Source organism: Sphingomonas nostoxanthinifaciens, from assembly GCF_019930585.1.
Classification (GTDB): Bacteria; Pseudomonadota; Alphaproteobacteria; order Sphingomonadales; family Sphingomonadaceae; genus Sphingomonas_I; species Sphingomonas_I nostoxanthinifaciens.
Genome location: NZ_CP082839.1, coordinates 1,439,544 through 1,457,535, shown reverse-complemented (window position 1 = coordinate 1,457,535; position 17,992 = coordinate 1,439,544). Strand labels below are relative to the sequence as shown.

16 protein-coding genes are annotated in these 17,992 nt (G+C 65.8%); 12 read left to right on the top strand and 4 right to left on the bottom strand.

Annotated features, from left to right (window positions below; all coding sequences use genetic code 11):
* The first annotated feature begins 5 nt into the window (after window positions 1-5).
* Together K8P63_RS06925 and K8P63_RS06920 are read left to right on the top strand one after the other, a co-directional pair.
* Entirely contained in the window at window positions 6-767 is a 762-nt protein-coding gene (locus K8P63_RS06925) for a metallophosphoesterase family protein (protein WP_223799084.1), read from the top strand.
* 135 nt (window positions 768-902) lie between these two features.
* Window positions 903-1,355, top strand: coding sequence for a tRNA (cytidine(34)-2'-O)-methyltransferase (locus tag K8P63_RS06920; protein ID WP_223799083.1), 453 nt, complete (start codon window positions 903-905; stop codon window positions 1,353-1,355).
* A 426-nt stretch (window positions 1,356-1,781) separates the two neighbouring features.
* Here K8P63_RS06920 and K8P63_RS06915 read toward each other — a convergent pair whose 3' ends face one another.
* Window positions 1,782-2,114: a hypothetical protein gene (locus tag K8P63_RS06915; protein WP_223799082.1), complete on the bottom strand. Its 333-nt coding sequence runs from the start codon at window positions 2,112-2,114 to the stop codon at window positions 1,782-1,784.
* Between the two features lie 191 nt (window positions 2,115-2,305).
* Window positions 2,306-2,896, bottom strand: a complete 591-nt coding sequence (locus tag K8P63_RS06910; RefSeq protein WP_223799081.1) for an FMN-dependent NADH-azoreductase — start codon at window positions 2,894-2,896, stop codon at window positions 2,306-2,308.
* An 89-nt stretch (window positions 2,897-2,985) separates the two neighbouring features.
* On the opposite strand from K8P63_RS06910, the gene K8P63_RS06905 reads away from it, so the two are divergent.
* The 3 genes from K8P63_RS06905 to K8P63_RS06895 all read left to right on the top strand — a co-directional run bounded on the left by K8P63_RS06905 (window position 2,986) and on the right by K8P63_RS06895 (window position 6,348).
* A complete protein-coding gene (locus K8P63_RS06905) occupies window positions 2,986-3,390 on the top strand; it encodes a winged helix-turn-helix transcriptional regulator (RefSeq protein WP_223799080.1) in 405 nt (134 codons plus the stop codon).
* A 156-nt stretch (window positions 3,391-3,546) separates the two neighbouring features.
* Complete coding sequence (gene ggt / locus K8P63_RS06900; RefSeq protein WP_223799079.1) at window positions 3,547-5,295, top strand: gamma-glutamyltransferase; 1,749 nt, start codon at window positions 3,547-3,549, stop codon at window positions 5,293-5,295.
* A gap of 153 nt (window positions 5,296-5,448) precedes the next feature.
* Window positions 5,449-6,348 carry a hypothetical protein gene (locus K8P63_RS06895; protein WP_223799078.1) on the top strand — a complete coding sequence of 300 codons (900 nt, stop codon included), beginning with the start codon at window positions 5,449-5,451 and terminating at the stop codon, window positions 6,346-6,348.
* Between the two features lie 25 nt (window positions 6,349-6,373).
* Here the strand turns inward: K8P63_RS06895 and K8P63_RS06890 are convergent, their stop codons facing one another.
* Window positions 6,374-6,739: a winged helix-turn-helix transcriptional regulator gene (locus K8P63_RS06890; RefSeq protein ID WP_223799077.1), complete on the bottom strand. Its 366-nt coding sequence runs from the start codon at window positions 6,737-6,739 to the stop codon at window positions 6,374-6,376.
* A 95-nt stretch (window positions 6,740-6,834) separates the two neighbouring features.
* Here K8P63_RS06890 and K8P63_RS06885 point away from each other — a divergent pair, with 95 nt between their 5' ends.
* Window positions 6,835-7,581 (top strand): SDR family NAD(P)-dependent oxidoreductase, encoded by a 747-nt coding sequence (locus K8P63_RS06885; RefSeq protein ID WP_223799076.1) that lies wholly within the window; start codon window positions 6,835-6,837, stop codon window positions 7,579-7,581.
* 51 nt (window positions 7,582-7,632) lie between these two features.
* Here the strand turns inward: K8P63_RS06885 and K8P63_RS06880 are convergent, their stop codons facing one another.
* A complete protein-coding gene (locus K8P63_RS06880; protein ID WP_223799075.1) occupies window positions 7,633-9,747 on the bottom strand; it encodes an outer membrane protein assembly factor BamB family protein in 2,115 nt (704 codons plus the stop codon).
* Between the two features lie 425 nt (window positions 9,748-10,172).
* On the opposite strand from K8P63_RS06880, the gene kdpF reads away from it, so the two are divergent.
* From kdpF to K8P63_RS06850, 6 genes are read left to right on the top strand one after another with little or no spacing between them, the layout of a single operon-like run.
* The gene (kdpF, locus tag K8P63_RS06875; RefSeq protein ID WP_223799074.1) at window positions 10,173-10,262 is read left to right on the top strand and encodes a K(+)-transporting ATPase subunit F; all 90 of its coding nucleotides are present in this window, start codon (window positions 10,173-10,175) and stop codon (window positions 10,260-10,262) included.
* 10 nt (window positions 10,263-10,272) lie between these two features.
* Window positions 10,273-11,976 carry a potassium-transporting ATPase subunit KdpA gene (kdpA, locus tag K8P63_RS06870; RefSeq protein ID WP_223799073.1) on the top strand — a complete coding sequence of 568 codons (1,704 nt, stop codon included), beginning with the start codon at window positions 10,273-10,275 and terminating at the stop codon, window positions 11,974-11,976.
* Window positions 11,977-11,990: 14 nt separating this feature from the next.
* Complete coding sequence (kdpB, locus tag K8P63_RS06865) at window positions 11,991-14,021, top strand: potassium-transporting ATPase subunit KdpB (protein WP_223799072.1); 2,031 nt, start codon at window positions 11,991-11,993, stop codon at window positions 14,019-14,021.
* 11 nt (window positions 14,022-14,032) lie between these two features.
* Window positions 14,033-14,614, top strand: coding sequence for a potassium-transporting ATPase subunit KdpC (gene kdpC / locus K8P63_RS06860; protein WP_223799071.1), 582 nt, complete (start codon window positions 14,033-14,035; stop codon window positions 14,612-14,614).
* The gene (locus K8P63_RS06855; protein WP_223799070.1) at window positions 14,611-17,280 is read left to right on the top strand and encodes a sensor histidine kinase; all 2,670 of its coding nucleotides are present in this window, start codon (window positions 14,611-14,613) and stop codon (window positions 17,278-17,280) included. Before kdpC ends, K8P63_RS06855 begins: the two co-directional genes overlap by 4 nt.
* Window positions 17,277-17,960 carry a response regulator gene (locus tag K8P63_RS06850; RefSeq protein WP_223799069.1) on the top strand — a complete coding sequence of 228 codons (684 nt, stop codon included), beginning with the start codon at window positions 17,277-17,279 and terminating at the stop codon, window positions 17,958-17,960. The genes K8P63_RS06855 and K8P63_RS06850 overlap by 4 nt, the downstream gene beginning before the upstream one ends.
* Window positions 17,961-17,992 lie beyond the last annotated feature (32 nt).

Genomic DNA, 17,992 nt, shown 5'->3' with positions numbered 1-17,992 from the left:
CGGCGATGCGCCTGTTCGGGCTCGGCCGGCGTGCGCCGCCGCAGGCGGTCGCGGCGGTGCCGGAGGGTATGCGCATCTACGCGATCGGCGACGTGCACGGCCGCTTCGATCTGATGACGTTGCTGATCGAGCGCATCGCCGCCGACGATGCGGCGCGCCAGCCCAGCGAGACGCACGTCGTGATGCTCGGCGACCTGATCGACCGGGGCGCGGAATCGGCGCAGGTGATCGACTTCTTCCTGCGCGATACGCCGCCGTTCGCACGCTTCCACCAATTGATGGGCAATCACGAGGAGATGCTGCTGCGACTGATCGACCGGCCGAGCGAGGAAGCGATGGCGCATTTCCTGCGCTATGGCGGGCGCGAGACGTTCGAGAGTTACGGCACGCCGCAATTGATGCTCGACCTTGCCGACCGTTATCCGCCGTCGGCGATCCTGGCGCATGTCCCGGAGACGCACCGCGCCTTCCTGCGCGGCATGGGCGACGCGATCCAGGTCGGCGATTATCTGTTCGTCCATGCCGGCATCCGTCCGGGCGTGCCGCTGGAGGATCAGGCGCCGGAGGATGTGCGCTGGATCCGCCAGCCATTCCTCGACAGCGACGAGGATCATGGCGCGGTGGTGGTCCACGGCCACACGATCAGCGCTGCACCCGAAATGCGCCGCAACCGCATCGGCATCGACACCGGCGCCTATGCCAGCGACGTCCTCACCGCCGTCGGCCTGGAAGGCACCGAACGCTGGCTGCTGAACACCGCCGCCTGAACCGGCGAACCGGGCCGTGACGATCGCTGGTCAGGCTCGCATGTGGACGTCGGCTCCTGCGATGTCTGAACGATATCGCCCGTTTGAACATATCTTCGGCTTGCCCCCCTGCTCCGCTGGCGCCAATCAACTCCCATGCGCATTGCTCTTTTCGAACCCGAGATTGCGGGGAATGTCGGCGCCGTTCTGCGGCTCGGCGCGTGTCTGGGGGCGGCGGTAGACCTCATCGAACCGATGGGGTTTGCGTGGGATGATCGCAGGGTGCGCCGGACCGCCATGGACTATATCGACCACGTCGTCGTTGCGCGCCATGCCGGCTTCGACGCCTTCAGGGCGACGATCGGTTCGCAAAGGTTGGTGCTGTTCACCACGAAGAGCACGCGATCGGCTTATGATTTCGACTTCAGGAGCGACGACGTCCTGCTTTTCGGGAAGGAAAGCGCGGGCGTTCCGCCGCCCGTGGCCGACGCCTGCGAGGTACGGTTGCGCATTCCGATGCGACCGCAGGTGCGCTCGATGAACCTTGCCACGTCGGCGGCACTCGCGCTTGGCGAGGCCATGCGCCAAACTGCAACCTTGCCGGACTGACGGGCGTCGGCCATCTCGCGGAACCCGCGATGCTCCATCGCAGCAAATTCGGCGGGAAGCGAATGGTCGCTGCCCGCATTACCGCAACCAAATTTCAAGCCGAGCAGAACCCACCAAGCGGCGTTAGAGGACGTCACCGACCATGTAGTAGAGGAAGGTGAACCAAGCGACCAATGCGAGCAGCGCGACGAGCCAGGTCGCCTTCAAGAGGACCAAGTCTAGCAGCGGCCGCATATCATCATCCTCCGAGCGCAGAGCGCCCATCAACGACCGACGTCGGTTAACGCAAGCACGGATTGCAGATCACGCCGGGCCGTAGGATGCGCTCCTCAGGCGCGCTATATCCGCCCCGTCCGGGCAATGCGCGGCGTCGCTTGATATCGGTCGCAACCGCCGTGGCGAAAGAACTCACGCCCTCGGCAGCAATCAGAAATCGAGCCTTCGATCCTCGATTTCACGCAGTGTCTGCACGGCGAAATCGCTTTCCCCGTTTGTGCGATTGAAGATCCGCAAGAGCGTGACCGCATCGACATCACGCAAACGGCGGGCAAGCCTGACACGCTCGCCGCGCTGGGTCAGCGCATATCCCGAGATTGTCTCCGGAGACGCCTCGATCAGTTCCTTCCAGAGCAGTTCCTCGACGTTATAGTCCCTCCGCCGATCTGGCGGCCACGCGTCCATGTCCAGCAGCATGGTCATCTGAACCGATGACAGCACCCGCCCAATGCCCAGAGCCTCCTCGAACTGCAAATCGGCCATCAGATCTCCTCGCCAAGATCCTAGGCTTTTGCCGCTGCTTGTCAGCAACAATTGATCTCAAGAAGATGCGGCTCGCAGATGGCAATAATCAGGTGTATCCCGGCATCCGGTGTGCCCCGACCGCTGAGGTCGAGCACTCTCTACGCTACTCACGGTCCAGGCTTGCACCCAGACCGTGAACGCGCGGGTGGCTAGAGGGCCATTGCCGCAGGCGCGGCAAAACTTGGTATCATGTGACGGACCTGCTGGAGGGCGCCGTCGATGGCCACGCGCCGCGCATCCTCGCCGCGCCCGAGCCCCTCGGCAACGATGAACTCAACATCCGCGCCGACAAAGGTGAAGATCGAGCGAAGCAATGTTTCGGCATGCTCGTACGCGACGTAGGGAGAGCCCTCGCCATAGACGTTGCCGCGTGCGAGCGTGACGATCACACGCTTGCCCTTGGCGAGACCGACAGGGCCGTTTTCGCCATAGGCAAAGGTCTTGCCCCTCACCGCGATGCGGTCGATCCAAGACTTGAGCTGGCTGGGAATCGTGAAATTGTAGAAACCGGCACCGATCACGACGATGTCCGCGTCGAGAAACTGCTGCACGTCTTCGCCCGTATCCAGCGTGAGGAAGGTATCGAGCGTCATGTGGGGAAGCGGCTCGGCCGCAAGATCGCGGTAGACGACATCGAGGTCCGCATGCGTTTCCCGCAGGCGTTCGACGACAGCCGCCGATATGGCGCGGCTGGCCGATCCTTCGCCCGTGATGCTGGAATCGAGGTGCAGAAGCTTCATTGAATGTCTCCGGTCTGGATTTGTGACCAGGACCAGCTATGTGACCGATGACGTCCCGCCAAGGACGCATATTTTTAGGACCAGGTCACATGACTATGCCTGCCTTGCCCGGGGTGAGCGCCCATTGCCGCAAGATGAGCAGCGTGCTGTCCATCGTCGGCGACAAGTGGACGGTGATGATCGTCATGGTGCTCATCGAGCGACCGCGCCGCTTCAACGATTTGAAGCGAACGATCGGCGGCATTTCGCAACAGATGCTGACACGCACGCTGAAGGCACTCGAACGCGATGGCATGGTCAGCCGAACGGTGCATCCCACGGTCCCACCGCAAGTCGAATATGCGCTGACCGAACTGGGTTATTCGCTTTCGGAGCCGCTGCGCGCTCTCGGCGCCTGGGCAGGCGCCCATATCGAGAAGATCGGCGAAAACCGGCTACGTTATGATGGAAGCGGGGCACCAACTTCGACAAGTCCGCTTCCGCTCCCCCGATAAGAAAAGGATATCGGCCGTCGCGCAGAGCCTTCGGCAAGCTCAGCCGAACCGCTCGAATGGGCACAGGAACTGGCACACCAGACCGCCTGCCGGCGTCTTGCGGCCGTTTACACCAGCGCGCTTTCCAAAGCTCCTGACCTGCGGCACGAGGAAGCGATGCGCACATATCTTCTCGCTGCCGGCTTGTTGGTATCATCGTCCGCCTACGCCGCCGATCCTCAGCCCGTCGCCGGTTCGGGCGGCATGGTGGTGAGTGCGCAACATATCGCCTCGGAGGTCGGCGCGGATATCCTGCGGCACGGTGGCAACGCCATCGATGCCGCAGTGGCGGTCGGTTACGCGCTTGCGGTCGTCTATCCCCAGGCCGGCAACATCGGCGGCGGCGGCTTCATGACGCTCCATCTTGCCGGCGGACGTTCCACCTTCCTCGATTTCCGCGAGAAGGCGCCGCAGGCTGCCACCGCGGCCATGTATCAGGACGCCGCCGGCAAGGTCATACCCGGTCTCTCCACCGACAGCTGGAAGGCCGTGGGTATCCCCGGCACCGTGCTGGGGCTGGAAACCGCCCGCATCCGCTATGGCACCCTGCCCCGCGCCACGTTGATGGCGCCCGCAATCCATCTTGCGCGCGACGGCTTCGTGCTCGGACAGGGCGATGCCGGGGTGATGGCGCTGGAGGCCAAGAAGCTTGCGCGCGATCCAATGTCGGCCCGCATCTTCCAACCGCAGGGCCGTCCGCTCACCAAGGGCGATCGGCTGGTCCAGGCCGATCTCGCCCAGACGCTATCGCAGATTTCCGCTACGGGGCCGGATGCCTTCTACAAGGGACCGATCGGCGCCGCGATCGCCAACGCCGCCCGGCATGGCGGCGGCATCATCACGCGCGCCGACCTCGCCAGCTACAAAGTCCGCGAACTCGAGCCGATCGAATGCGATTATCGCGGCTTTCACGTGATCTCGGCGCCGCCGCCAAGCTCGGGCGGCGTGTCGATCTGCGAAGCGCTCAACATCCTCTCGGGATATGATCTCGCGGCGATGGGCTTCCATTCGGCCGACGAGGTCCACGTCCTCGCCGAGGCGCTACGCCGCGTCTATGTCGACCGCAACAACAAGCTCGGCGATCCCGATTTCGTCACCAATCCGATCGCCGAGCTGATCGCCCCTGCCTATGCGGCGAAGCTCCGCGCCACGATCGATCCGGTGCGCGCGACGCCATCCTCGACGCTCGGCCCTGCCGTGCCCGAGCATGAAGGCCACAACACCACGCAATATGACGTCGTCGATGCCAAGGGGAATGCGGTTTCGGTCACCTATACGCTCAACGACTGGTTCGGCGCGCACCGCGTCGCCGGCGGCACCGGCATCGTGATGAACGACGAGATGGACGATTTCACCTCGAAGCCGGGCGTGCCCAACATGTTCGGCCTGGTGCAGGGCGCGGCCAACGCCATCGCCCCGGGCAAGACGCCGCTGAGTTCGATGAGCCCGACGATCGTCACCAAGGACGGCAAGGTCGCACTGGTGATCGGCAGCCCCGGCGGCTCGCGGATCATCACGATCACGCTGGAGGCGATCCTCAACATGATCGATCACGGCATGGACGTGCAGGAAGCGATCGATGCCCCGCGCATCCACGAGCAGTGGCTGCCCGACACGATCTCGCTCGAACCCTTCGCGCTCTCCCCCGATACGCGCCGACTGCTCGAACAGCGAGGCTACCGCTTCGAGGACGAAGGCCATTGGGGCATCGCCGAGGGCATCGCGATCGGGGCGCCGCGACTGACATCGTCGAACAGCGCGGGTTCGGCCTTCCTGTCGCTCGGCGCGCCGCCGCTGAAGGGTGCCACGATGTTCGGTGCGCACGACGCGCGCGGAGGTGCGGGGTCGGCCGAGCCGGTCAACTAGACCGCGGGGGGGCTGCTCTGTCCATATCCGGTCGCAGCTGTCCGATCATGGACAGGGCAGCGATCGGGACAGCCCGCTCTTGCGCGATATTCGGCCGCTGAACCTGGCACGGAGCTTGCGCCGGTCATCGCCAGGGCACCAGAGGCAGACATGATGGCATCCAACTATCACACAGACGTTCGTTTGCTCCGTTCTCCGGCCGACTGGCTCATTGCCGGTGTGCTTGCCTGCATCATCGCCGTGCTCGCCCTTGGGGCGCACGATGTGGCGATCTCCCATCTCGGAATCATATATCCGGACGAGAGCGGCGTGCCGAACTGGGCTAAATATCTGGGTCAGATCGTCCGCCTCGCCACGATGGTCTATGTCTCGCATCTGGCCCGCTGGCGCCTGGATCAGATGAGCCCGGTCAAGGCAGCGATCGCGCTCGGTCTGCTCGTCGTCTTTCTTCAGGAAACGGTCCGCATCATCGTTGTCGACAATATCGTCTCCGATGGATGGATCGATCGCCGCTGGATTTATCTTCTGATGACGCGGCTGCCGAACGCGATGCTGTCTTTCTGCAGTGGGGCGGCGGCCGTGACAATTTCGCGGACGTTACGCCACCGCCCGATCTGGGCGGTCATCATCGTGGTGCCGATCGTCGCCGCCATTGGGCTGTTCGCGCTTCTGCCCGCGCTCAAGGGTGTCGCCGGCTGGATCGACGCGACGCTTCACCTTGCCGAGCCGCCCGAGGTCTACCAGCCCCCCTACGGGTTCTACGTCTACAAATACATTTACGGCACGTTCGTCGAACCCACGATCGCCTGCTTCGTGCTAGCCTATCTCGCCTGGCCGGGCCTGAACGGCACCCCGCTTCGCCGGACGGCGGCCTTCGTCGCATTGATCCTGTTGATGCGGGGACGCGTCGTTGCGACAGCATTGTTCAGCGTCTGGATCAAAGCGCCATTGCCGATGGCCATCGCCGCGGAGGGGCAATTCTTCGTCGAGACGCTCGTCATGGCGACGCTGACCGCAGCCGTTTGGGCCCACCTATCCCGACCGGCTCGTTGAACCCTCCAGACGGCGCGGCTTCGGATCAGGCAGCCTGGGCCTCCCGCAGTCGCTGCCGGCCATTCGCGATCGTCTCGATCTCGTTCAGATGACGCCCGCCCCATTCGCAAAGTGGCGACAGCGCGGTGACGATGCTCGCGCCGAAGCCCGTCAGCGAATATTCGACCTTGGGAGGGATCTCGCCATGATCGACGCGCATGACCGCGCCGTCGGCCTGCAATTCCTTGAGCTGCTGGATCAGCACCTTGTCGCTTACGCCACCGACCATCCGTCGCAGTTCGCCGTAGCGCCGCGCGCCCATCGACAGATGGAACAGGATCAGCGGTTTCCACTTGCCGCTGACGACGAACAGGGCCGCCTCCAGCCCGCACGTGAACCGTTCATCCGCCACCGCGACGTCCTTTTTTAGCACTTACCAAAAGGTGCATACTGGAAGTGCGGAATGCAAGACCGCACCTTCGGAGCCTCATTCCAAGCGAGGTTGTCATGGGTAGGTTGGACGGAAAGATCGCAGTCGTCACCGGGGCGAACAGTGGCATCGGGCTGGCCGTGGCCCGGCGGTTCGTGGCCGAAGGCGCGCATGTCTACATAACGGGGCGCCGTCAGGACGAGTTGGACAAGGCTGCGGCAGAACTCGGCGCAAACGTCACGCCGGTGCAGGGCGACATCACCAGGCTCGACGATCTCGATCGGCTGTTCGACGCGGTCCGCGCCGGCCATGGCCATCTGGACATCCTGCTCGCCAATGCCGGGCTCGGCCAGATCGAGCCTTTGGGCCAGATCACCGAAGCCTCGTTTGACCTCACGTTCGGCGTCAACGTGAAGGGCACCGTCTTCACCGTGCAAAAAGCGCTGCCGCTGATGGCGTCGGGCGGATCGATCATCCTGACCGGATCGACCACCGGATCGATGGGAACGCCTGCGTTCAGCATCTACAGCGCCACCAAGGCCGCGATCCGAAATCTGGCGCGCAGTTGGGCGCTGGATCTCAAGGGCACCGGCATCCGCGTTAACGTTCTGTCGCCAGGCGCAACCGCGACCCCCGGCCTTGACGGCGTTGCCGAGGCGATCGGCGGGGACACGTTGTATGAAGCACTGATCGCGCAAACGCCGGCCGGCCGGATCGCCGACGCCGCAGATGTCGCGGCGGTCGCGCTGTTTCTCGCATCGGATGAGAGCCGCGTGATGACCGGCGGCGAGGTGTTCGCCGACGGCGGCCTGGCACAAGTCTGATCCTGTCGGAGGCAGCGGTGTTGGTTTGCCAGCTGGCACCGCTTCCTCCGTTCATCGTCCCGGCGGCAGCGCGAACGCGACATAAGCGGAGCCCTTGGTCCCCTTCGGATTGCGGGCGTTGCTGGTTGCGATGGCGATATATTGGCGGCCGCCGATGCTGTAAGTCACCGGCGTCGCCATGCCGGAATAGGGCAATGTCGTCTGCCACAGCAGCCGGCCGGTGCGGCTATCGAAGATGCGCAGCCGCTGGTCGAACAACGTCGCGCCGATGATGAGCAGCCCGCTCCCGGTGACGATCGGGCCACCGTAATTTTCCGATCCGGTGCCCGTCATGCCCCTGGCGGCAAGCTCGGGATATTCGCCGAGCGGCACCTTCCACAGGAATTTGCCGCTGTTCAGGTCGATCGCGTTGAGCGTTCCCCACGGCGGGGCGATGGCGGGATAATTGTCCGGATCGAGGAACCGTTTGTAGCCGCCAAACCGGTAGGGCGCGCGGTCGACGGCAGGATCGCCGAGCACCTCCTGCCGGCCGTCAGCGCGCTGCGGTTCCTGCTCGCCGCGAAGATAGGCGATCAGCGTGGCGCGGGCGGCATCCGCAATCTGGGGAAAGCCGGGCATGCGCCCCCTGCCGCCCCTGATGATCGCGTCCATCTCGCCCGCCGTGCGGCGCGACGCGATCTGCGTCAGATCGGGGAAGTCGGGCGGCGATCCCTTGCGATCGACGCCATGGCAGGCGGAACATTGGTCCGCATAGATCGCCGCGCCCCGCCCCGCCCCTGCCGGCGCCGCATCGCGCCGCACCAGTTCGGCGAGCCACGCCATCTCGTTGCTGTTGACGAACAGGATGCCATGGTCGCGATCGACCGCGGGGCCGCCCCATTCGGCGCCCCCGTCGAACCCCGGAAACACGATCGTCTTCTGGCCGACGCGGAACGGCGTGAATGGCCCCTGATGATTGGCCGCGCGGAAGGCCTCCAGCGCGACCCTGTGCGCCTCGGGCGTGCGGGTCGTGAGATCGTTCTCCGTCAGTTGCTGGCGCGCGAACGGGGCGGGCAGGGTCGGCATCGGCTCGGTCGGCGATGCATGTTCGCCGGGCACGTCCGACGCCGGAATCGCCCGCTCCCCGATCGGGAACAGCGGTCGCCCCGTATCCCGGTCGAACAGGTAGACGACGCCCTGCTTGGTCGTCTGCGCGACGGCATCGATCGACCGGCCGTCGCGGTGGACGGTCAGGAGGACGGGTGCGGAGGGGAAATCGCGGTCCCAGATGTCGTGATGCACCGCCTGGAAATGCCACTTGAGGCGGCCGGTCCGCGCGTCGATCGCAAGCAGCGAATTGGCGTAGAGATCGTCGCCAAGCCGGTCCGCGCCGTAGAAATCGGCGACGGCCGAGCCCGTGGGAACGTAGACGATGCCGCGCTTGGTATCGACCGCCATGCCGGCCCAGTTGTTCGCGGCCCCCGCCGTCTTCCACGCATCGGCGGGCCACGTCTCGTGGCCCGGCTCGCCAGGCTGCGGAATGGTGTTGAAGCGCCAGCGCAGCGCACCCGTGCGGACGTCGTAGGCGCGTACCATCCCCGGCGCGGCCGGCTGGGTCTCGCCCGTGCGGAAGCCGGTGATGATGACATCGTCGAAGATCACGCCGGGCGTGGTCAGAAAGACCGGCAGCGTCGCGGGATCGCGGCCCATGCCCTCGCGCAGGTCGATCCGGCCCTCATGGCCGAACCCTGGAGCCGGCGCACCCGTTTCGGGGTCGAGCGCCGCCAGATAGCTTCCATTGCCGCTGAACAGGCGCCGGGTCTTGCCGTCGGTCCAGTAAGCGAGGCCGCGAACCGGCTGCTCCGAATGCTCGACCGCCTGATGCCGCCACTTCAGCCGACCGGTCGCGGCATCGAGCGCGAACACCGATTGATCCACGTCGACGCCGTAGAGCGTGCCACCGACGACGAGCGGCGACGTCTGGAGCATGCCGACGCCGGTCTCGAACCGCCATGCGGGCGCGAGCGTACCGACGTTGCTACGGTCGATCTGCGCCAGCGGTGAATAATGGTCGGCGGCCGGGCTGCCACCGAAGGACGCCCAGTCGACCTCGCCCGGAGCATGCCGCGCGGCCTCGGTCGAGACGCAACTCGCCGATGCGAGCAACGCGACGGATAGTGCGAACAAGCGCCCAGACTGCATACCGACGCACCTCTCCTGTCGACAGTCTGCGTCATGCGGAGATTATGGCGCATGTTCAAGCGATGAGAGCGGCACCCCACCGCACGGATGCACGCCCGATGGCTCCCGGAATGATGCCCTCGAAGCGCCGATGACGGAGGCTAAACCCTCGCGCGCTCACGCCCGTTCAGCAGCGACAGCGACGTGACGTTGGCCTGCCTTTCCATACGCAAAAACTATGCGGATGCCGCGTTCCCGATCTCGATAATATACGGCCATCGGGCCTAATTGCCTCTCTCGCCGGCGCGCCAGCTGTCGCGCGGCTGGGAGAATATCGATGCAGGATCTGCTCTGGATCGCAATCATGATCGGGCTGGTGGCGGCGACGCTCGCCTACGTCCGACTGTGCGACAATGCGTGAGGTGACGGCGATGACGCTCGACCTCTGGCTCGCGGCACTCACCGCGGTCGGCCTCCTTCTATATCTCGTGGCGGTGCTCGTCCGCCCCGAGCGTTTCTGAGGAGGCGGCCATGACGATGCAGGGCTGGATCCTGATCCTTGTCTTTACCGGCATATTGCTGGCGCTGACCAAGCCGGTCGGCGCGTGGCTATTCGCGCTTTACGAAGGGCGGCCGACACCGCTCCATCGGGTGATCGGCCCGGTCGAGCGCGGCTTCTACCGGCTGGCGGGGATCGACCCGACCGTCGAGCAGGGCTGGCGGCGATATGCCGTCCACATGCTGATGTTCAACGCGGTGCTGATGCTCTTGACCTATGCGGTGCTGCGGCTGCAGCTGTTCCTGCCGTGGAACGGCCAGACCCTCGCCAATCTGCCCGAGCATCTCGCGGCGAATACGGCGATCAGCTTTACCACCAACACCAACTGGCAGAGCTATTCGGGCGAAAGCACGATGTCGAACCTCAGCCAGATGCTGGGGCTGACCATCCACAATTTCCTGTCGGCGGCGACGGGCATCGCGCTGGCATTCGCGCTGTTCCGCGGCTTCGCGCGGCGGCAGATGCAGACGATCGGCAATTTCTGGGCCGATTGCACGCGCATCACGCTCTACCTGCTGCTGCCGTTGTGCGTCCTCTACACGGTCTTCCTGATCGCGAGCGGCGTGCCGCAGACGCTGGCCGCCACGATCGACGTCCATACGCTGGAGGGCCTTAAGCAGAGCCTGGCGGTCGGCACGGTAGCGAGCCAGGAAGCCATCAAGATGCTCGGCACCAACGGCGGCGGCTTCTTCAACGCCAATTCGGCGCATCCTTTCGAAAACCCGACCGCGCTGACGAACCTCGTCCAGATGCTGTCGATCTTCCTGATCGGCTTCGGCCTGACGTGGACGTTCGGCAAGGCGGTCGGCAACACCCGCCAGGGTTGGGCGATCCTGGCTGCCATGATTATCATGTTCCTCTGCGGCGTGGCGGTCAGTTACTGGCAGGAGGCGGCGGGCAACCCGGTCCTCCATCATCTCGGCGTTGCCGGGGCGAACATGGAAGGCAAGGAAGTGCGCTTCGGCGCAGCCGCCTCCGCCCTTTTCGCGGTCGTCACCACGGCGGCGTCGTGTGGCGCGGTCAATGCGATGCACGACAGCTTCACCGCGCTGGGCGGGATGATCCCGCTGTTCAACATGCAGCTTGGCGAGGTCGTCGTCGGCGGCGTCGGCGCGGGCATCTACGGCTTTCTGCTGTTCGCCATCCTTGCGGTGTTCGTCGCCGGGCTGATGGTGGGCCGCACGCCCGAATATGTCGGCAAGAAGATCGAGAGCCGCGAGGTGAAGCTCGCGGTGCTGGCGATCGCGGTGCTGCCGCTCGCCATCCTCGGCTTCACTGCGCTCTCCTGCGTGCTGCAGCAGGGCCTGGCGGGGCCGCTCAACAAGGGGCCGCACGGCTTCGGCGAGATCCTCTACGCCTTCACCAGCGCGGTCGCGAACAATGGCTCGGCGTTCGCGGGCCTCACCGCCAACACGCCATATTACAACGGCTTGCTTGGAATCGCCATGTGGGTTGGGCGCTTCTTCATCATCGTGCCGATGCTGGCCATCGCCGGCTCGCTCGCCGCGAAGAAGCTCACGCCGGAAAGCGCGGGCAGCTTCCCGACCACCGGCCCGCTGTGGGTGGGGCTGCTCGTCGGCATCATCCTGATCCTCGGCGGCCTCACCTTCCTGCCGGGCCTCGCGCTCGGCCCCATCGCCGATCATCTCGCGATGATCCGCGGCCAACTCTTCTAAGCGGGGGCGTCCATATGGCACGCGCAGCGACCAAATCCCTGTTCACCGCCGATCTGATCCTTCCGGCGATCGGCGATGCGTTCAAGAAACTCGATCCGCGGCAGCTGGTCCGCAATCCGGTGATGTTCGTCACCGCCTGCGTGGCGACGCTGCTGACGGTGCTGATCTTCGTCGGGCATGACGGCCTCTCCACGGCGTTCAAGGCGCAGCTGACCGTCTGGCTGTGGCTGACCGTGCTGTTCGGCACCTTCGCCGAGGCCCTGGCCGAGGGGCGCGGCAAGGCGCAGGCTGCCTCGCTTCGCGCGACCAAGGCCGAGCTCACCGCGAAGAAGCTGAAGGGCGACCGCGTCGAGACCGTCGCGGCATCCCAGCTCCGCGCCGGCGATGTCGTGCTGGTCGAGACCAATGACCTCGTCCCGGCCGATGGCGAGGTGATCGAAGGGGTCGCATCGGTCAACGAAGCGGCGATCACCGGCGAGTCCGCGCCGGTGATCCGTGAGGCGGGCGGCGACCGCTCGGCCGTGACGGCGGGCACACGGGTGATCTCGGACCAGATCAAGGTGCGCGTCACCGTCGATCCGGGCCAGGGCTTCCTCGATCGCATGATCGCGCTGGTGGAAGGTGCCGAGCGGCAGAAGACGCCCAACGAGATCGCACTCACTATCCTGCTTGTCGGCCTGACGATCATATTCCTGATCGCGGTCGGCACGATCCCCGGCTTCGCGTCCTATGCGGGCGGTTCGGTGCCGGTGGTGATCCTGGCGGCACTGCTGATCACGCTCATCCCGACGACCATAGCGGCCTTGCTCTCGGCGATTGGCATCGCCGGCATGGACCGGCTGGTGCGCTTCAACGTGCTCGCAAAGTCGGGACGCGCGGTCGAGGCGGCGGGCGACATCGACGTGCTGCTGCTCGACAAGACAGGCACGATCACGATCGGCGATCGGCAGGCGAGCGAGTTTCGGCCGGTGGGCGGCACCGCGCCCGAGCTGTTGGCGGAGGCCGCGCTACTCGCCAGCCTGGCCGACGAGACGCCCGAGGGGCGCTCGATCGTCGTGCTGGCGCGCAACAGGTTCGGCATCGCCACGGCGGCGCTGCCCGAGGACGCGGAGGTGATCGCCTTCACCGCGCAGACGCGCATTTCGGGGGTGCGGATCGGCAGCGGCCTGATCCAGAAGGGCGCGGTGGATTCGGTCCTCAAGGCCAATCCCGGGCTTGGCCAGACCGCCGCCGCCACCGAGCTTCGTCGCATCACCGACGAGATCGCACGCGGCGGCGGCACGCCGCTGGCGGTCGCGCGCGACGGCCGGCTGCTGGGCGCGATCTTCCTCAAGGACGTGGTCAAGGCCGGCATCCGCGAACGCTTCGGCGAGCTGCGCGCGATGGGCATCCGCACGGTGATGATCACCGGCGACAATCCGCTGACCGCCGCCGCGATCGCCGCCGAGGCGGGCGTGGACGATTTCCTCGCGCAGGCGACGCCCGAGGACAAGCTCGCGCTGATCCGGAAGGAGCAGACCGGCGGCCGGCTGGTGGCGATGTGCGGCGATGGCACCAACGATGCGCCCGCCCTTGCGCAGGCCGATGTCGGCGTGGCGATGAATACGGGTACGCAGGCGGCGCGCGAGGCGGGCAACATGGTCGATCTCGACAGCGATCCGACCAAGCTGATCGAGGTCGTCGGCCTCGGCAAGCAACTGCTGATGACGCGCGGGGCGCTCACCACCTTCTCGGTAGCCAACGACGTCGCCAAATATTTCGCGATCATCCCGGCGATGTTCGTCGCGCTCTATCCGACGCTGAAGGTGCTCAACGTGATGGGGCTGGCGACGCCCGAGAGCGCGATCCTGTCGGCGATCATCTTCAACGCGATCATCATCCCGCTGCTGGTGCCGCTGGCGCTGAAGGGCGTCGCCTACAGGCCGATGGGCGCCGGGCCGCTGCTCGCGCGCAACCTCGCCGTCTACGGGCTTGGCGGCCTCGTCGCCCCCTTCGTGGGCATCAAGATCATCGATATGGCCGTCAACGGCCTCGGCCTCGCTTGAGGAGACAGAAAATGGGCAATGATTTCACCACCTCGCTCCGCCCCGCGATCGTTCTCACGATCCTGTTCGCACTGCTGCTTGGGCTGGGCTATCCTCTGGCGATGACGGGTATTGGGCAGGCATTGTTCGCCGATCGGGCCAATGGCAGTCTGGTGCGCGACGCCCAAGGCCGGGTGATCGGATCGAGCGTGATCGGGCAGGCCTTCACCAGCGATCGCTATTTCCAGACGCGCCCGTCGGCGGCCGGCAAGGGATATGACGGGCTCGCCTCCTCGGGCTCCAACTACGGCCCGACCTCGCAGGCGCTGGTCGATCGCGTGAAGGCCGATGTCGCGCGACGGCATGGCGAGGGCGTCGGCACGATCCCGGCCGATCTCGTCACGGCCAGCGCCTCCGGGCTCGATCCCGATCTCTCCCCGGACGCGGCGTACGTGCAGATCGCGCGTATCGCCCGCATTCGCGGCTTGTCCGAGGCGACACTGCGCGCGCTGGTCGATCGGCAGGTCGCACATCCGCTGGCCGGCTTCGTTGGCGAGGACCGGGTCAACGTTCTCATGCTCAACCTCGCGCTGGATCGGATCGCCGTACATTGACGGAGCGCGACCGGCCCGCGCCCGAAGCCTTTCTGCCTGCGGCTGCACAGGAGGGTCGCGGTCGGCTGAAGATCTTCCTCGGTGCGGCGCCCGGGGTCGGCAAGACCTTCGAGATGCTGTCCGAAGGTGCGGCGCGGAGCCGCGCGGGCGTGGATGTCGTCGTCGGCATCGTCGAAACCCATGGCCGGGCCGATACCGCGGCGCTGACCGCGGGCCTCGAAATCCTTCCGCGACGCGCGATCGACCATGAAGGTCGCATGCTGACCGAGATGGATCTCGACGCGCTGCTGGAGCGCCGCCCCGCGCTCGCGCTGGTCGACGAGCTCGCACACACCAACGCGGCCGGCAGCCGTCATCCGAAGCGCTATCAGGACATCGAGGAGCTGCTGGAAGCAGGCATCGACGTCTACACGACGGTCAACATCCAGCATGTCGAAAGCCTCAACGACATCGTCGCATCGTTCACGCGGGTCCGTGTCCGCGAGACCGTGCCCGACAGCGTTCTCGAGCAGGCGGAAATCGAGGTCGTCGACATTCCGCCCGACGAACTGATCGAGCGCCTGAGGGAAGGCAAGGTCTATCTCCCGCAGGAGGCGACCCGAGCGCTGGCGCATTTCTTTTCGAAGTCCAACCTCTCGGCATTGCGCGAACTGGCGCTGCGGCGCGCGGCCCAGGCGGTCGATGCGCAGATGCTGGAACATCTGCGCGCGAACGCGCTCGGCGGCACCTGGGCCGGCAGCGAGCGGATCGTCGTGGCGGTGAGCGAGCTCGCAGGCGCCGACGGGCTGGTGCGGGCTGCCAAACGGCTTGCCGACGCGCTGCATGCGCCGTGGACGGCAGTCCATATCGAAACCGCGCGAACGCGCCAGCTGGCGCCGGACGGTCATCGCCGCATCGCGGAGGTGCTCGGGCTGGCCACGAAGCTCGGCGCGCAGGTGGCGACGATACCCGCGACGCACGTCATCGACGGATTGAAGCGGTTTACGATCGAGGCACGGGCAACGCAGCTCGTCGTCGGCAAATCGGCCCGATCGCGCTGGTTCGAGCTGCGGCATGGATCGGTGGTCGACCGGCTGGTGCGGGAGACGCCGGGTATCGCCGTGCATGTTCTGCCGCTTGAGGAGCGCAGCCGGCCATCCTCACGATCGACGTTCTGGCCCGCGGCCGGCCGCTGGGACCGGCCTTCTTCCTACCTTTATGCGACGCTGATGGTGGCCGCCGTCACGATGCTCGGCGCGATGATGTTCCGTTTTCTCAATATCGGCAATGTCGCGCTGCTCTATCTGCTGCCCGTGATGGCGGCCGCCAGCCTGTTCGGCCTGCGGCCCGGCCTCTATGCCGGGCTCGCCTCCAGCCTCGCCTACAATTTCGTGTTCCTGCCGCCGGTCGGATCGCTCTCGGTCAGCAATCCCGAAAATGTCGTCTCGATTTTCGTGCTCATCGGCGTCGCTATCGTCACCAGCCAGCTGACGTCCCGCGTACGCATCGAGGCCGATCTTGCGGCCGGCAGCGCCCGAACGAATGCGGCGCTTGCTGGTTTTCTGCGCCAGCTGACGGCGCTCAACGATCCGAATGAGGTCGGCCAGGCGGCATGCGCCGAGATCGCCCGGCTGCTCGGATTGCGAACCGTGCTGTTGGAGCCGGGGCTCGCGGGCCTCGACGTCGCTGCGACAACGGAGGCCGGCGTGCGGCTGGAAGCGATCGAGATGGCGGCGGCCCAATGGGCGCACGATACCGGCCAGCCAGCCGGGCGCGGCACCGGCACGCTTGCCGCGTCCGACTGGCAATTCCAGCCCCTGCGGGCGGGCGATCGTGCGCTGGGCGTGATGGGGTTGGCGCGTGACGACGGCGTCGACCCGATCCGCGCGGACCAGCTCGCGCTGCTTGGAAGCCTCGTCGACCAAACCTCGCTCGCGCTCGAACGCCTGCAGCTTGAAGCCGAAATGCGCGACGTCGAAGCCGTGAGGGAACGGGACAGGCTTCGTGCGGCCTTGTTGTCGTCGGTCGGTCACGATCTGCGCACGCCGTTGACGTCCGTGCTGGCGGCCTCGGCAGAGCTGCGCCGCCGGTACGACGATCCGCTGCTCGAGACCATCGAGAGCGAGGCGATGCGACTGAACCGGTTCGTCGCGAACCTGCTCGATATGGCGCGGGTCGAAGCCGGTGCGCTGAAGCTCAACATCGAGCCGGTGGATCTCACCGATGCGGTCGCTGGCGCCGTCCATGACACGCGCCGCGCTTTGGAGGGGCATGCGATCATTCTCGAGGTCTCGCCCGATCTTCCCTTCGTATTGGTCGATCCACAGCTGTTCCACCACGTGCTCATCAACCTGCTCGACAATGCAGGTCGTTATGGCGATGCCGGGACGCCGATCGCCATCAAGGCGCAGCGGGCGCATGACGAACTGCTGTTCTCGGTGCTGGACCAGGGGCGCGGCCTGCCGCCCGGCCGCGAGGAAGAGGTGTTCGAGACGTTCCGACGGATGGAAGGATCGGATCGATCCATCGGCGGCACCGGGCTGGGTCTCGCCATCGTGAAGGGGTTCGCCGAAGCGATGGGTGCGAGCGTCGAGGCGCGGAATCGCGACGACGGACGCGGGGCATGCTTCACCATCCACTTTCCCGACCGGCTCGTCGTCCGAACGGCAGACAAGGTCGAGCTGTGACCGGAGCCTGCATCCTGATCGTGGACGACGATCTTCATATCCGACGCTTGCTGCAAAGCACACTGCAACGCGCGGGCTATGCGTCGATCCAGGCAACGACCGCGGCCGAAGCGCTCAGCCAGGTTCGCCACGCCAAACCGGACGCCGTTCTGCTCGATCTGGGTCTGCCCGATCGCGATGGGCTCGAGATCGTCCAGTTGCTGCGACACGAAAGCAGCGCGCCGATCATCGTCGTCTCGGCGCGAGATGCGACCGACCAGAAGGTCGCAGCGCTCGATCTGGGCGCGCACGATTACGTGACCAAGCCGTTCGACAGCGAAGAGGTGCTGGCGCGGCTTCGCGCCGCGCTTCGCAACCGGCTGTCGACGGAAAGCGCGTCGCCGATGATCGAGACCGGGCCGGTCAGCATCGATCTCGCCAATCGCGCGGTCCGGCGGGACGGCGTCGAGATCCATCTGACCCGCAAGGAATATTCCGTTCTGGAACAGCTGGCGAAGAGCCCCGGCCGCGTGGTGACCCATCGGAGCATATTGGATGCAGCGTGGCCGCACGATCATGACCAGCGTATCGAATATCTGCGCATCGTCGTCCGCAATCTCCGGCAGAAGCTGGAGGCCGATCCAGCGACCCCTGCGCTGATCGTCAACGAACTTGGCGTCGGTTATCGTTTGCTCGTCTGACGCGCGGCAAACTCCCAAAGGAAAAGACGAGC

Bases quoted from the DNA above. Each gene is read 5' to 3' on its own strand.
- K8P63_RS06925 (WP_223799084.1), top strand. From the start codon at position 6: ATGCGCCTGTTCGGGCTCGGCCGGCGTGCGCCGCCGCAGGCGGTCGCG.
- K8P63_RS06920 (WP_223799083.1), top strand. From the start codon at position 903: ATGCGCATTGCTCTTTTCGAACCCGAGATTGCGGGGAATGTCGGCGCC.
- K8P63_RS06915 (WP_223799082.1), bottom strand. From the start codon at position 2,114: ATGGCCGATTTGCAGTTCGAGGAGGCTCTGGGCATTGGGCGGGTGCTG.
- K8P63_RS06910 (WP_223799081.1), bottom strand. From the start codon at position 2,896: ATGAAGCTTCTGCACCTCGATTCCAGCATCACGGGCGAAGGATCGGCC.
- K8P63_RS06905 (WP_223799080.1), top strand. From the start codon at position 2,986: ATGACTATGCCTGCCTTGCCCGGGGTGAGCGCCCATTGCCGCAAGATG.
- ggt (WP_223799079.1), top strand. From the start codon at position 3,547: ATGCGCACATATCTTCTCGCTGCCGGCTTGTTGGTATCATCGTCCGCC.
- K8P63_RS06895 (WP_223799078.1), top strand. From the start codon at position 5,449: ATGGCATCCAACTATCACACAGACGTTCGTTTGCTCCGTTCTCCGGCC.
- K8P63_RS06885 (WP_223799076.1), top strand. From the start codon at position 6,835: ATGGGTAGGTTGGACGGAAAGATCGCAGTCGTCACCGGGGCGAACAGT.
- kdpF (WP_223799074.1), top strand. From the start codon at position 10,173: ATGACGCTCGACCTCTGGCTCGCGGCACTCACCGCGGTCGGCCTCCTT.
- kdpA (WP_223799073.1), top strand. From the start codon at position 10,273: ATGACGATGCAGGGCTGGATCCTGATCCTTGTCTTTACCGGCATATTG.
- kdpB (WP_223799072.1), top strand. From the start codon at position 11,991: ATGGCACGCGCAGCGACCAAATCCCTGTTCACCGCCGATCTGATCCTT.
- kdpC (WP_223799071.1), top strand. From the start codon at position 14,033: ATGGGCAATGATTTCACCACCTCGCTCCGCCCCGCGATCGTTCTCACG.